At 58.9% G+C, this 14195-nt stretch carries 11 protein-coding genes; 5 read left to right on the top strand and 6 right to left on the bottom strand.

Going from position 1 to position 14195, the window contains the following annotated elements:
* Positions 1-785 precede the first annotated feature (785 nt).
* A complete protein-coding gene (locus AMR74_RS19465) occupies positions 786-3071 on the bottom strand; it encodes a hypothetical protein (protein ID WP_240471115.1) in 2286 nt (761 codons plus the stop codon).
* Positions 3072-4567: 1496 nt separating this feature from the next.
* Between AMR74_RS19465 and AMR74_RS19480 the strand changes: the two genes are divergently transcribed.
* Both AMR74_RS19480 and AMR74_RS00055 read left to right on the top strand, forming a co-directional pair.
* Positions 4568-4774: a hypothetical protein gene (locus tag AMR74_RS19480; RefSeq protein ID WP_240471128.1), complete on the top strand. Its 207-nt coding sequence runs from the start codon at positions 4568-4570 to the stop codon at positions 4772-4774.
* Positions 4767-5138 (top strand): hypothetical protein, encoded by a 372-nt coding sequence (locus tag AMR74_RS00055; RefSeq protein ID WP_053770049.1) that lies wholly within the window; start codon positions 4767-4769, stop codon positions 5136-5138. The genes AMR74_RS19480 and AMR74_RS00055 overlap by 8 nt, the downstream gene beginning before the upstream one ends.
* Positions 5139-5202: 64 nt before the next feature.
* Here the strand turns inward: AMR74_RS00055 and AMR74_RS00060 are convergent, their stop codons facing one another.
* The 3 genes from AMR74_RS00060 to AMR74_RS00070 all read right to left on the bottom strand — a co-directional run bounded on the left by AMR74_RS00060 (position 5203) and on the right by AMR74_RS00070 (position 9331).
* Positions 5203-6525, bottom strand: a complete 1323-nt coding sequence (locus tag AMR74_RS00060; RefSeq protein WP_053770050.1) for an RNA-guided endonuclease InsQ/TnpB family protein — start codon at positions 6523-6525, stop codon at positions 5203-5205.
* 422 nt (positions 6526-6947) lie between these two features.
* Positions 6948-8558: a hypothetical protein gene (locus AMR74_RS00065; RefSeq protein ID WP_053770051.1), complete on the bottom strand. Its 1611-nt coding sequence runs from the start codon at positions 8556-8558 to the stop codon at positions 6948-6950.
* Positions 8555-9331, bottom strand: coding sequence for an ABC transporter ATP-binding protein (locus AMR74_RS00070; RefSeq protein ID WP_053770052.1), 777 nt, complete (start codon positions 9329-9331; stop codon positions 8555-8557). The genes AMR74_RS00065 and AMR74_RS00070 overlap by 4 nt, the downstream gene beginning before the upstream one ends.
* A gap of 212 nt (positions 9332-9543) precedes the next feature.
* Between AMR74_RS00070 and AMR74_RS16975 the strand changes: the two genes are divergently transcribed.
* Entirely contained in the window at positions 9544-10800 is a 1257-nt protein-coding gene (locus AMR74_RS16975; protein WP_077152230.1) for an RNA-guided endonuclease InsQ/TnpB family protein, read from the top strand.
* Between the two features lie 276 nt (positions 10801-11076).
* Here AMR74_RS16975 and AMR74_RS00080 read toward each other — a convergent pair whose 3' ends face one another.
* Positions 11077-11508: a transcriptional regulator gene (locus tag AMR74_RS00080; protein WP_053770054.1), complete on the bottom strand. Its 432-nt coding sequence runs from the start codon at positions 11506-11508 to the stop codon at positions 11077-11079.
* 132 nt (positions 11509-11640) lie between these two features.
* On the opposite strand from AMR74_RS00080, the gene AMR74_RS18885 reads away from it, so the two are divergent.
* Both AMR74_RS18885 and AMR74_RS00085 read left to right on the top strand, forming a co-directional pair.
* A complete protein-coding gene (locus AMR74_RS18885; RefSeq protein ID WP_158293543.1) occupies positions 11641-11787 on the top strand; it encodes a hypothetical protein in 147 nt (48 codons plus the stop codon).
* 183 nt (positions 11788-11970) lie between these two features.
* A complete protein-coding gene (locus AMR74_RS00085) occupies positions 11971-12771 on the top strand; it encodes an SWIM zinc finger family protein (protein ID WP_053770055.1) in 801 nt (266 codons plus the stop codon).
* A 12-nt stretch (positions 12772-12783) separates the two neighbouring features.
* Here the strand turns inward: AMR74_RS00085 and AMR74_RS00090 are convergent, their stop codons facing one another.
* Positions 12784-13956 (bottom strand): tubulin/FtsZ family protein, encoded by a 1173-nt coding sequence (locus AMR74_RS00090; protein ID WP_082356834.1) that lies wholly within the window; start codon positions 13954-13956, stop codon positions 12784-12786.
* Between the last annotated feature and the right edge of the window lie 239 nt (positions 13957-14195).

A 14195-nucleotide genomic window follows, 5' to 3' on the forward strand; every position in this document is an offset into this window, starting at 1 on the left:
AACGGCTTTCTAGAACACGCTCAGGTATGCGAGCGAGTCATATTTGATTGAGCAGTGATTTTGGTGTGGTGACCCCCGGACCACCCTTGCCGTCTTGCGATTTTGTGAAGTGGTCCAAGGGGGTGGGTTATCACCCCCTCAAATTGCGGTAAATCCCACCCCGTATGCTTATTTTCAGTCTTTAGCGGCGATGTATCTGAAATAGTATACTTTATTGTGGAAAAAAGACAAAAACCACAGTACTGTACCCCCCGGACCACCGCTGCCTTCATGCGGTTTTGTGGAGTGGTCCAAGGGGGGTCCGGATATACTGGCTACCCCCGGACCACCCGCTACGTCTGGTTATTTTCACAAATTCAAATATGCGTTATTCCTTGGCGATATTGGTGAAAATAACAGCAGATATGGCTTGTAGTTCATTACTACCGATTTGACCAAGAAAACAATAACTGGTGCCCACATGCTGGACCCCCCGGACCACCCGTGCAGTCTTGCGGTTTTGGGAAGTGGTCCAAGGGGGTGTTTTCGGCTGAATTGCTGCCTCGAGTTATGGATCAGATAGCAACTACTGCGAGCCCCGTCTGTTTGAGACACCCATCAGTTCTGTGTCGTCGCAACGTTCACAGGTACCATCTAAGCTAGCGACGAAGACCACCAACTCTAGCCCGGCAGGAAGATCAGAATCATGCGTCAAATCCCTGCGCTATGTTCGTGTAAAATATCTGGTTGATTCGAGAAAGAGACTGCCAATAAAATTTGGTCGAGGAATACGTTGGTTGCTCCGGCTACGCGAACTTCCCCTCGAGTTCCGCAAGGGTCGAGCCTTCGTCGGTGAGCTCGATACCGAACCACACACGTTCACGCTCGCCACTACTGAGTCGCGGTCGACCTTCCTTCAGTTCGACGTCGACTTGCGCTTTCAGCGGCCCGGTGAACGCACCCGGCGCGTACTCTTGGATCGCCACCTCATCCACCGACGTATCAGTACTATTACGAATGTGCCGAAGGCAGATTTGCGCCCACGAATTGAACGCATCACGGAGTTCGGCCTTCGGAACGAACACCGTCTCGTCGGTGTCGGTCGTGATCGTCTCGTCTTCCGTGTTGGTGTAACGACGGAGGAACTGCTTCAGTGGGTCGGGCATGTCGTCCCCGATGAGCGGCTGGCCATACTTCCGGTGGATGCTGTCGAACGCAACGTCTTCTGTGTCGACCGAGGGTGTCGTCGAACCGCTCTCGTCCCCGCCCGAGTCACTCCCGGATCCGCTACTGTCTGCGAGGCGTGCGGGCGTGTATCCTGTCGTGTCTACGATATCTTTGAGAACTGGGAAGTACACATCATCCGGGAGCTTGAGGTTGCGCTTTCCAGCTTTGTTCCTGCCCGGCGAGTCGGCATTCTGTTCGTCTGAATTACTGTCGGAATCATCGCTATCTCCACCGAATTGTTCGAGGTCGTCAGACTCGCAATAATCATGCTCGATCGCGTATCCCACAAGCCCCTTCAGGGGGATGGGCGTGTGCTCTGGAACAAGGTTGTTCTGCCGCGCGTAGGTCCACAGATGAAGGTACTCTAAATCATCGAGATTCTGACCACTCGCGGAATCCTTCGGGTCGCGCTTGCCCATGTCACAGAGGGCAAAGTGTTGGAAGTTATAGAGTGCCTCCCGCTTGTGGCAGTAGGCAGTTTCGTCGTCGATCACGACGAAGTAGTTCTCCGATTCACCGAAGTGACCGAAGGGGTTTTTCCCACGGGATCCGGGCGTGAGTCCAAGGTCGCGCAGGTCGAGACTCCAGAGGGGGTTGTGGCTCCCAGTGAGCTCGCGATAGTCGCCCGCTTCGATCCGGTCTTCGATCTCCTGTGGGTCGATGTCCATCGCGGTGCTGGCGTCGTTCACCAGCCCCCCAATGTTGCCCGTCGCGGCGGGGTGTTGAGACGGGTGGATTGTGGGGATGAATCCGAACAGCGAGAGGGGTGGATACACCGCGTTTTGTTCAGGCACAGGATCGAGAACATTACCCTCGCCGCGAAGCGTACTCGCGTCGCCAACAGGCCACCTGTGAGCGGCCGTCAGCGCCCCCGTGTCAGCGTCGGGATCAGCTGGGATGATGTGGGGGTCACGAACGGGGAGATCCACGCCCGTTTCCGTCCGGTCGATCGCCCCGACTGTCTGGGGCAGATCGTGGGCTGTGGGGTAGCCAAGCGACGCCGGATCCATCCCGGTTGGGTACTCGCCAACCGGGTCCGACCGGTCGGCGAGCGCCCGCATCCACGCAGGGGCCGTGGCCGGTCCATCACTCCCGTCGTCGGCGGGCGTCGGGCCATTCCCCATCGTCAGTCGAAGCGCCCACTTAGCCGGCGGCGTGAGCGCGAGCCAACCCTCTTGGAGGAAGTCGTCAAGGTCGCGCTTCTCATCGCCAAACTGCGGTAGCTCTAAGAGCCACACGTTCGTCCCGCCGTAGTCAGTGTGGGTCGGCTCCTCGTCGGGTGTCAGCGCCGTCTGTCCGTCCGCGTCGGCGCTCTCAGCGGTCTCGTCTGTCTCGGTGTCGACGTCGATCATACCGAGCCGCGTCGCGACTTTCTCCCAGAGCTCGTGATCATCCTCGTTGGGGTCGGCGTCGCCCTCGAGGACTTCCTCACGGTAGACCTCGGCGGCCGCTTGGACCGTCCCGGTGAACGTATCGTCTGGCGACGGCGTATGCGTGTCCAGTACCCGACCCATGTTGACGGCGCTATCCACGCCGGGCCCGTACTGGTGAATCTCGATGACCTCGCTGATCGGGCCCTTTCCGTGGAATTCGCCTTCAGACTCTAGCAGGTGAACGGGCACTTCTTCGGCCGTGACGGGCGTTTTGTCCTCCGCGTCGACATCGGCGTCAGCCGGCGGCGCGACGCGAATGTCCTGATCGTCGAGTTTGTCTTGGAGCGTCCCGTCGCGGGCGGCCTCGAGAACCAGCTTCCGGGTGAACATCTCGTCGCCGGGGAACTCACCGGTACAGAACAACTCCCGGATGTTCATGTCGCGTTCACACTCGCGCTCGTCGTGGTCGCGATCTTCTTCGGCCAGTACCACCCCTTTGGCGGGTCCGAATCTTGAAGGAAGTACACGTCGGGGATCTCCCGGCGCTTGATGATCTCCGCGAGCACGTCGCGGTGTTTCATCTTGAACGACTTCGTGACTGGGGAGATGCACGGAATGCCATGCGCATGGGCGGTAATCGCGTCGGCCATCCCCTCCGTGATTGCGAGAGGTTCGCCCTCGACGATGGTCTCCCGGCCGTAGATCGGCTCGTCAGCGATGGTGTAGTTCTTTGTCGTCGCGAGCTTGGCGTACTTCCCCTTCGTGAAGTCGTCGGGGTGCGTGCCGTGTTCCGTATCGAAGTCGGGCTGGCGCCCGATGAAGAAGGCGACCTTGCCGTCCTCGTCGTAGTACGGGAAGATGTAGCGGCCCCGGAAGAGACACGAGAGGTCGTCGGGGTCGTCAGGATCGTCTATCGTGGTGTAATCAACGTACTCCTCGCCGTCCTCGTTCTCGCCGTAGGCGTCGTTCGGGTATGTGAACAGCCCGGTCGCGACCATCGTGTGGTGACTGAAGCCCTGCTCCTCGAGGTGGAAGAATAACTCCTTGCCGAACGCAGGCGCCCACCCGAGCTGCTTGTCATCGACGAGGTCGTCGCTCCAGCCCCGATGGTCAGCGCCGAGATACTGATACGGCTGTTCGTCAGCAGCGAAGTCCTCGGGCTCAGCAATGCGCTCGGCGGCGTCTTCCGTGGACTGGATGCCGGCGGTCTGTGCGTCTTCGTTCGGCGGCATCGCGTCGGCAGCGTCGGGATCCTGCTCAACAGGGTATGCCGGGTCGGGCTCGTCAAGCGCGGTGAAGTACTCGCGTGGTGTCTCGGGTTTCCGGTAGCCCGCCTCGAACGCCTGCTCGTCGTTCCACGTAACGTTCTGGTCAATCGTCGTATCCAGCTGGCTGTGGAAGAAGCGGGCGGCTTCCTCGAGACACGCTTGGACTGCGCCGAGGTCCGGCGTGGGGCTCAAGCGAAGGTCGGTGGGGTCGGCGTCGACGAGCGTGCTGTTAGGCTCGGCACGCGGCTCGCCGGGTGCGGTTTGTCCCGTCGGGCGTGTGTCGTCGACGTCGCTCTCTGCGTCGGCTACGTCGTCTGCGGGCGGCTCTGTCTCGCCGTCGTCCGGGTCGGTGTCGCTTCCGGCGTCTGTCTCGGCGCTGTCCTCGCCCCCAGTGTTCGTCTCGGCGCCGTCGACGTTCGCTGTCTCCGTCTCGGCGTCGGGCGTGGTGTCTGCGTCGTCTTGATCTCCGGCCTCGCTGTGCGCGCCTGTGCGCCCCTCTGATCCATTCCGACTCTCGGACGGGGGAGTATCAACGTTCTCACGGACAACGCCTTGGTAGCGAGTGATGGCGTTCTCATCCCGGCGTACGCCGAGGCACTCTCTGTACAGGGGCTCGATCGCCTGCAAAAGCAGATCGATAGCGTTCGGGAGTACTTTGGTACAGTCAGGATCCTCGGAATCGTCGCAAACCGCGTCGAGCACAACAAGCAGGCCGACGCGATGCTTGAGCAGCTCCACGCCGAGTTCGAGGACGGACTCGGCATCCCAGTGTTCGACGTGTACAAGCGAGTCGACCTCCAGCGAGCGATCGCTACGCAGGAGCGCTCTATCTTTGCTGCCGAGGAGCTCGACACTGACATGGCCGAGGTGATCGCCGAGATTGCGGCGCTCGTCGACGACGAACTCGTGGGGCAGGCTAATGACTGACGACGAGGGCGACGCTAGCGAGGAGCTGGGGAAGACCGGGGAGAAGATGGGCGGCATTGCCGACCGTTTCGGCGCATCAACTGACACGACTGACACGATCGAAACGTCCGAAACAGGCAACACGACTGACACGCTCGCCCCCGGCGATGAGGGGTTCGTGCTGCGAGAGGACTGGAACGGGCGGACAATCTACCTCTCGGACGACGACGTCGACGAACTTGACATCCGCTACTCCGAGGTCAACGTCGAGTGGCAGCGTGAAGACGGCGAGCAGCTACCAAAGAACGAGAAGTTCTACCCAGAAGTAATCCGGGCGGGGCTCTCCGGGACATCGATTGAAGAAGAGCTCGGCCTCAAGGACTAGCTGTTATAATCTTTGACATCCTCCTCCGCGTGAACGCGGAGGAATCCCGACCGCATTTGGGATATTAGGGTTTACAGTCTACCACTTGTTCCTGCGGTTGGAATCCGCTGGACAAGTCGTATAGGTGGACTGCGGGCTGTGCCAACCAGCCGGTACGCCTATCTCCGAACAGCTGTCCGGGAGACTCGGAGTTACTTTTCTCGTTGATATTGAGTCGGATGTTCTCCGCTCCGTTCACGTCCGCGTTGAACGCCGCATCGCACTCCTCGCAGACGTACAAGCCACGCTCGACGCGCTGGCTGTCCTCCTCTCTCCCACACATACAACACGTCTTGCTCGTGGCACTCTCGTCTACTTCCACAACTTCGATCCCCTCGACCTTCGCTTTGTATTCGAGGATGTTGGTGAAGCGGTCGAATGCCCACCCGTGTAGATCGAGGTTGCCGTGCCTGCCCCAGTTTTTCGAGTTGCCGTTCTCGTCCTCACGGACGCCTTCCAAGTTACCGACATTGATACGGCCAACACCCTTCTCGATACATCGTTGGACGACGTGTTTGGCGAGACCGTGGAAGAAGTGGGTGCGGCGTTCCGACCACTTCGCATGGAGACGTGTAGCTCGTTCACCACCGCTGTCGTCGCACTTGGCAATTTCCTTCGGGAAGTAGTACCCGTCCTGTTTCAGACGGGTTCCGGGGTACAGGTCAGCGGCCTCGGTACTGTAGGCGACAGCGGCGAAGTTGCTGATGCCGAGGTCGATGCCCGCTGTCTCGGTACCCGGAGCAGCGGGAGTCTCGATCTCGTCTGTACAGACGAGGTGGAGTTCCCACCGCTCCTTCGCTTGGTAGTAGACGGCGCGAACCTGTTGAAGATTCTCGACGGTGACGCCGGGGCGCGTTTCGTATTCAACAAGGATGTATTCCCGCGCTCGGGGGTGTTCCTTGTGGTTCGCGCCCTTCGAGAGTCGCACGCGATTGTTCTTGGTGTCGTGGCGGATGCCGTTCTGCTTCCACGATACCGTGCTACGCGGGTGTTCTTCGTGGACGCGGTTGCCGTCGGTATCGTAGTAGTTGCGCTTGCGGTAGCCGGGCGGATTCGCCCTGTCGTCGGACTTCCTCTTTTCGTACCACGAGTTGAAGGCTTCAGCGAGTTCCTCCAGAACGCGCTGACTGGACTGCGAATGTAGCCCCTTGTACTTGTTGTGAGTCTTCAACTCGTCTTTGAGGTCGCCGTGATCGGGAATCTCCCCGGTTTCTTCCCAGACTTCTCGGGAGTGGTAGTTGGCGACGTTCCAGAGTTTGCTGGCGCTCCACCCGTGCCGGTCGAGTATCTCAGCCACTTGACTGTGGTTGAGAATTTTGGCGCGGTGGGTGCGGTGGACCTCCAGCATTCTGAACGCCTGTATAACCTGTTATACGAGCTTTTCTTGTAAAGGTTCGGCTGAGAACGTGGAATATTCGGCCTTGCCATCGGCGGTGGATTGTTGAACGGGTTGTCGGATTCATCCCGCGCCTAAAGGCGCGGGTATTCTTCTTGCGATTTATAACCCAAGTTGGTCTGCCATCCATTTTCTCCAGCCTTCCCGAGCATCGATTCCCAAGTAGCGAACATCGTTGTGTCTTCGACGTACGCATCGAACCCATCTTCTGGTATCTCTTCGAAGTCTTTCTCATCCTCGACTGTCCATGGGCTTTTCTCGAAGAACTCCCCGATGTCGCCGAAGTCAGAGAATGAAGGTTTGCTATGGCAATGAGGTCGAGTTAACGGCAAACGTGTACTCGACGGACGGTTCGTCTGAAACGACCGGCGGGGTCACGTTAGGGTATATCGTCGGTGCCGCCGGAGCGCATAGCGGTAGGAGCCGTACGAAACGCCGACCGTCAACAGCAGATACGTACCGAAGAGCACGCCGAACACGGGCGTTAGCACAACGTTTCCGGTGACGGCGAACCACGTCACGAACAGCCCGAGAACCGTTCCGCCACCCACGACGAACAGGTACACCATCATGACGAGCGTCGACGGGACGACCGTTTCCGTCCCCCAGAACTCGCGCTCCTCATAGATCGGATACGCCGAGCCGATACCGACCGCGAACATCGCCGCAGTGAGACACATTCCAACTCCAACGGCGGCGGTCGCCACCGCCTCAAGCACCAGTATCCCGAAACCGATCGAGACGAGCGAGCTGAGAACAGCGACCGGCACTCCAATCGCAACGCCGGCGAGGAGCCGTCCACGGACGAGATCCGCGGATGATGTCTCGGTGAGAAGGAGGAACGGTAGTTGCGGCCGCTCGTCACCGAGCGGGTTCAACCCGAAGGTAGCGCCTGAGAGGTATGTCGCGAGAACGACGCCGCCCCCAGTGATGAGGGGTCCGAGGGCGTCGCCCGAAAACTCGAGAAACATCGTCCCGAACGGTGCGATAAAAAAGACGGCAATCAGGAGATGACTCAACTCCGCCGGATCACGGCGACCGCGTACGAGAATCCCCCACGCGATACGACCGGGTTTAGTCCATGCGAACGGTCGTGGGGCAGAGAATCCGCCGCTCGATCGCCGCACCTGCGTCGACTCGTTGTTGTCGACCGGATCGGTAAACCAGAGCGTAGAGACCTGCCTAGTCGAGACGGCGAGACCGACCGGCGTGAGGGCGATTAACGCCGCGAGCACCGCCACCGCCCTTAGGGAAGTCGGTCTGGAGACCGGTGTTCCGACGAACGCGAGCGCAACGTATTCCACGAGGGGATCGAACGCTACTGTCGACAACAGCCGTTGCACTGAGAGGTCGGATTCGACGATGAACTGCCCGGCGAACTGTGACGCGACGACGAGTCCGACCATCGCGAGGACACCCACCGCTTTCAGGAGACGGCGAAGGCTGGGGAGTTTCCGCAGGAGTCGCAACACAGCAATTCCCCCGGCGTACCCCCAGACGGCGGCACAGCAGACGAGCGGCAGCGCGACCGCCCCGCCCGAAGCAACGAGCAGCGGCGAGCCCATTCCGAGTGCGAATGTGACCACCACTGCCCCGACCGGGATCCCGAACCACAGGGAGAGCCGCCCCACCTCCGCTGTGATGAGCCCGATAACGACTGCTCGCGGGTGAACCGCCAGCAGGACGAAATCCGCACCGTCGATATGTCCGAGCCGTTCGAGGGTCCGAAACACCGATATCGACAGGAGACTGAGAGGAACGAGCGTCGCAGCGGGCGCGAAGAACGGGACCGCCGCCACGGAGCGCGCGGTTTGCCCGAGCACATACGCCGTCGGCAGCGCGAACAGGAGCGCGCCGCCGAAGAACAGCGCCGTAAGCAGGAGTCCAAGGACTCGACGGGGGTTTCCGAGGTACCCACGGAGGCTTCGGACGAACTCCGCCCGCCCAATTTGGAGCCCGTGGCGAACGTCCTGTCGGACGCTCATTCTCTCCGGGAGGCCGCGTCTGTTTCGGGTTCGCTCGTGACGGCGAGGAACGCGTCTTCCAGGGATCCACTCTCGCCAGTCTCCGCACGAGCCTGTACTTCGGTGGGCGTCCCCTCGGTGACGAGTCTCCCGTCGAACAACACCCCGACCTCGTCGGCGACGGCTTCGACGACCGGGAGAATGTGTGTCGAGAGGAACACCGTGGTTCCTGCGTCGGCGAACGCGGTGATCGATTCCCGGATGGTTCGCGCCGCTCGGGGGTCAAGCCCCGATGTCGGTTCGTCTAGATACAGGACGTCCGGGTCGTGTAGGACACTCTGTATGAACGCGGTCTTCTGTTTCATTCCCTTCGAATACCCGTCGATCCGCCTGTCTGCGTCACCAACTAACCCGAATTGGTCGAGGTACTCACCGATGCGCTCGCGGGCAACGGACCGCGAAATGTCGCGAAGATCGGCGACGTATTCGAGCTGCTCGCGGGCGCTGAACTCGTCGTACAGCGGTGGCGTCTCAGGGAGATAGCCGACCCGACCGGCGATCGCACGCCGGTCGCTTGGGTCGACGCCACAGACGCGTACCGATCCGCCGTCCGGATCGCTGAGACCGGTAAGGAGCCGCATCGTCGTCGTCTTCCCCGCACCGTTCGGGCCAAGAAAGCCGTAGACGGTCCCGTGCGGGATGTCGAGCGTGAGACTGTCGAGAGCAACTTCTGAGCCGTAGCTCTTCCGGAGATCGGTCGCCAGAATGGCGGATTCGTCGTGGGTGGAGGGCATACGTAACGGATGTCATTTCTCGAACCGGTCGTCTATGCGTTTCGGAATCATCTTCCGATTATAAAGAACAAGGAGAATACCCGCGCCTTTAGGCGCGGGCTGAATCCGACACTCTGACCGACACCCCACCGAAGCCACTCCAATCGGATATTCCACGTCTGGTCATTGGTTTTAATATATACTTTCTCATAATACATTATGAAAACAGTTCGATGCTGGAGACAACACGCACCTACGTCGCACGCATCACGAACCACAGTCAGGTTCGTGACGACCTCGACCAGTGCGGGTTCTCCGCATCCAAACTGTGGAACGTCGGACGCTACTACATCCAAGGCAGGTGGGATGAAGACGGTAAGATACCCGACGAAGTCGAACTGAAGTCGGAGTTAAAAGACCACGAACGCTACAGTGACCTACATTCTCAGTCAAGTCAGCGAGTTCTCGAAGAACTTGCTGAGGCGTTCACGGGCTGGTACAATTCCGACGATGGCAACAACCCACCCGGCTACCGGAAACGTGGCGACGACCACCCGCGCTCCACCGTGACGTGGAAGAAACGAGCGATCAAGCACGATACGAAACACGGCCAACTCCGCCTCTCGAAAGGCTTCAACCTGAAAGAGTCGCGGTCGGACTTCATCCTCGCAGAGTACGAAACCCGTCCCGATATAGAAGTCGAGAACATCCAGCAGGTGCGTGCCGTCTGGAACGGCGACCGTTGGGAACTCCACCTCGTCTGTAAGAAAGAAATCCCAGTCGAAGACGCACCGGGTGACAACACGGCGGGGATCGACCTCGGTATCAGCAAGTATCTTGCTGTCGACTACGAAGATGGGGCGAGCGAACTGTATCCGGGGAACGTACTGAAAGAGGACAAACACTACTTCACCCGCGAGGAGTACCAGACCGAAGGCGAGAACGGACCGTCGAAGCGTGCGCGGAAGGCTCGACAGAAACTCTCCCAGCGCAAAGACCATTTCCTCCACACGCTCTCGAAACACATCGCTGAGCGGTGTGTCGAAGAAGGTGTGGGGAAGATCGCGGTTGGCGACCTCAGTGACATCCGCGAGGATGAAAACGGCAACTCGCGGAATTGTGGTCAGTCGGGGAACAAGAAACTCCACGGATGGGAGTTCGACAGATTTGTTCGCCTGCTCGAATACAAGGCCGAGGAACACGGTATCCTCGTTGACCGAGTGGACGAAGAAAACACCTCGAAGACGTGTTCGTGTTGCGGGCAGATTCGAGACAGCAACCGAGTGGAGCGCGGTCTGTACGTCTGTGAGTCGTGCGAGACGACGATGAACGCAGACGTGAACGGTGCGGTGAACATTCGCAGAAGGATAACTCAGAGTCCCCCGACGGGGGATATGAGTAACGGCTGGTTGGCACAGCCCGGAGTCTTCCTGTTCGACCGCGAGAGCGGACGGTTCACACCGCGAGAACAGGGAGTCTGTAAACCCTAATATCCCAACGCTCGGGATTCCTCCGCGTTCACGCGGAGGAGGATGTCAAACGTATCGGGGGTGATGCCGCATGGGTAGATAACGACGTGATTAGGGGGCGTAGTCGCTTCTGTACGGCCTTGGAGGATAGAATTGATACGTGCCTTCTGTTCGATTCATCTGTTCTAGATCGAAATCGAGACTGATCTCTCTTGTCTGCTCTGCGCTGGTTCTACTTCCGGAATATCCCAGACGTCGAGTTCTCTGTCCGGCAGAACGTACGCCTTGCGGTGGATTTCAGTTTCGTCTGTTCGGCCGCTCGACCTCCTCTGCGGCCTCGATTTCGTCTGTTTTCTCGACTTCGGCGAATAGTTCTCGGTATGCGTCGGGCTCAAAGAGGTTGTTTCGGTCGAACAGTTCGCGAGCGGCGTCGGTCAGCTGAAAGAACCGGTATGGATGACCCCGTTCAAGCCCCTCACGATCCCGTTCGATGGCCTCGATCAGTCCCACTTCTTCTAGCCGGATGAGATGGTCGGTGAGCGTCGACGCTGCGATACTCGGATTGTAGTATTCGAGTTCTTTCTTCGAGGGCGCGCCTTTCGGGTGACCGACGATGGTCCCGATGATATTCGCACGGGTCGTGTCGTCGAGGGCACTCAACGCTGCGATCGGATCGAGTCCGGCTGAACTCTCGGCTGGGGTGAGCGGGGTGGCGTCAGGCCGGGACATTGTGTATTAGTGTTTGTCTCCCGGCGATATAACCATTTCGGTGAAAATCGAAGTGGTAGCCAGAGTGCTCGCGTATTCCACTTCTGGTCGGATTTCCGTACCGTTAGGTGGCGGTGGTGAATCCTATCCAGTATGACCAACGACGACGCGACTCGTGCCGTCATCGACAAATTGGGTTATCAGCCGGGAGAGACGCTCACACCAGAACGGATCGAGGCAATCCAGACCCCGATGCATGAGAGCCTCGGACGATTTATCAGGCCGTTTCAGAATTGGTAGCGAATACTGATGGCACATAGAGGGAGCCCCAGAGTCTGTTTTCCATCCTATCCCGGCACTCAGTGACCCGCTCTCGGGCCCGTGACCGCTAAAGACCTCGAAGACGACGCTTTTGAAGGGTGGTGGTCACGAGTATGACGTGAGTACCGAGATCCCAGTAGGATAATTTCGGACGTGTTCCGTATGAACATCGACACAGAAACCATCCGAGACCGATGTACCGACCCCGTGTTTGAGCGGGGACAAACCTATCGCAAGGAGGGACGGATTCAGCAGCTCAACCGGTTCGACGAGCGCATTTCAGCAGTCGTCAGTGGATCGAACCCCTACGACGTGACTGTCAAATTCGGTGGCCAAAGTCTTGAGACCCGGTGTACATGTCCGTACGACGGCCAAGGCGACTGTAAACACGTCGTCGCGGTACTCCTCGCTGTCGCAGACGATCCGCCAGAAGACGGGAGTGAGCGTATCGACTCCGTCCTTGCGGACGTCTCTGACGAAGAGCTGCGTACGTTTGTCCGTGAAATTCTCGCCACACACAACAGGGCCCGAGAACAGTTTCTCGCACAGTTCGGTGACGAACACAAATCGGTCGATGAGTATCGACAAGAGATTAGCCACTTGTTCGAGCAACACGCCGACCCGGTCGTGTTCGAAGCGATCGACCTCTCCCGATTCTTCGATATTGCCGAACAGTACCGTGAGCGCGATCGATACCTCGCCGCCGCGACCGTCTATCGAGCAGTGTTCGAAGAAGTCGATGAGAAATTCACTTGGATCGACGGTTCCTACGACCACTACGCACAGACGCTCCAGACAGCTCTTGATGGATACATCGACTGTGTAGTGGCGGTTGATCCCAACCCCGAGGACTTCGAGACGTACGCGGGTGTTTTGGAAACACGGGCATCAACAGAGTCAGAGATTAACAACAGGCAGTTCTGGCGAGCACTCGACGCCCTCGAAGATCGATACGACGAATAGACCACCACGATCTCAAAACAGCGACTCCAGCTCCCCGTCGCTATCCATCAGCTCCGAGAAACGGTCCTCGCTCTCGTCAGTGATCTCCCCGAGATTCTGTTGTGCTTCGATTGCGACCTGCTGGAGTTCTTTCACTCGCGGGACGTTCGTCACGCCGCCGAGCAGTACGAGCGCTGCGACCGTCCCTTCTCCACGCCGCGGATAGTCACCACCTCGGACCTCCATCGAGCCGGTCTGTTCTTCGAGCCACTTGCGACCGTGCTCGATGCCTTTTCGATTGAGATACTCCGGGGGGCCGGCAACCACAAGCAACGCCCGCTCTGTCCCGTTCACCTCACAGGGTAAGGTGAGTCGACCCAGCGTCGCTTTCCGGACGAGGCTCGTGATCCGGTTGGTCGCCTCTGTACTGTCGATCCCAAAATTCGAATCGCCACGAAGTCGCGAGAGCAACCCCTTCCGCTCTGGTTCGTCTACCTCAACGTCGGCATAGCCCAGTGAGGAGATCCCACCCCCTTTGAGCGTGTTAATAATCTCCGAGGAGTCGACCACACTCTCGGCGATGTCGTTTCCTTCGGTTATCTCGCCCGCACTGAAGAGCACGCCAAACCGCTGGACCAGCTCCTCGTTGATCACATCGAACCCCTCCTCAACGGATTCACCCGAACTGCGCCACGCGTCGTTGTCGAACAGCATGAGGTTGTCCACCTCATCGACAAACGTCTTGAGCGACCGAGCGGCGTTCAGCGTGTAGATCCCGCCCTCGTTGCTGCCGGGCAGGATACCGAGTCCATACACAGGTTCGGTGTAGATCCGCTTGAGGTTCTCGGCGATCACGGGTGCCCCACCCGACCCCGTCCCGCCACCAAGCCCCGCAACGACGAGGAACGCATCGATCTCGTGGACCGGCACATCGTCGAGCGCTCCCTGGATCTCATCGATGTCTTCTTCGGCCACCTCTGCGCCGAGTTCGTTATCTGCGCCCACACCATGGCCCTTCACTCGCGATTGACCAATCAGGATCCGGCGGTCTTTCGAGAGGTGGTCAATTCCTTGGAGATCTGCTTTCGCCGTGTTGACAGCGATCGCTCCACGAACAATATCTGCGCCTGTCCGTGCGTCGTAGGCCAAGAATTCGTCGACCACCTTCCCACCCGCCTGTCCGACCCCGATCAATGCGAGTTTCATGTGAACACACCACGTGTAGATACGCAGGTTAGACACATAAAGGTTAGAAGCTCAAAATATCGGAGTGAAGATGTTGACATACGAAAAGCGTCGGTATCTCATACGTGCCCCTGAGAGTATCTCTCGAAGGTCGGTGACCAGGAGACGGAAGCCAGCCATGTCGGCGACAATACATCCGCTGAGAATAAAACAGTGTTCAGACAGGTATTGACGCCATTGTTCAGCAAGTCAAAGGGGTC

The sequence above is a fragment of the Halorubrum tropicale genome (assembly GCF_001280455.1).
GTDB classification, from domain to species: domain Archaea; phylum Halobacteriota; class Halobacteria; order Halobacteriales; family Haloferacaceae; genus Halorubrum; species Halorubrum tropicale.

Coding starts and splice junctions, on each gene's coding strand:
- AMR74_RS19480 (WP_240471128.1), top strand. CDS start 4,568: ATGCTTGAGCAGCTCCACGCCGAGTTCGAGGACGGACTCGGCATCCCA.
- AMR74_RS00055 (WP_053770049.1), top strand. CDS start 4,767: ATGACTGACGACGAGGGCGACGCTAGCGAGGAGCTGGGGAAGACCGGG.
- AMR74_RS00060 (WP_053770050.1), bottom strand. CDS start 6,525: ATGCTGGAGGTCCACCGCACCCACCGCGCCAAAATTCTCAACCACAGT.
- AMR74_RS00065 (WP_053770051.1), bottom strand. CDS start 8,558: ATGAGCGTCCGACAGGACGTTCGCCACGGGCTCCAAATTGGGCGGGCG.
- AMR74_RS00070 (WP_053770052.1), bottom strand. CDS start 9,331: ATGCCCTCCACCCACGACGAATCCGCCATTCTGGCGACCGATCTCCGG.
- AMR74_RS16975 (WP_077152230.1), top strand. CDS start 9,544: ATGCTGGAGACAACACGCACCTACGTCGCACGCATCACGAACCACAGT.
- AMR74_RS00080 (WP_053770054.1), bottom strand. CDS start 11,508: ATGTCCCGGCCTGACGCCACCCCGCTCACCCCAGCCGAGAGTTCAGCC.
- AMR74_RS18885 (WP_158293543.1), top strand. CDS start 11,641: ATGACCAACGACGACGCGACTCGTGCCGTCATCGACAAATTGGGTTAT.
- AMR74_RS00085 (WP_053770055.1), top strand. CDS start 11,971: ATGAACATCGACACAGAAACCATCCGAGACCGATGTACCGACCCCGTG.
- AMR74_RS00090 (WP_082356834.1), bottom strand. CDS start 13,956: ATGAAACTCGCATTGATCGGGGTCGGACAGGCGGGTGGGAAGGTGGTC.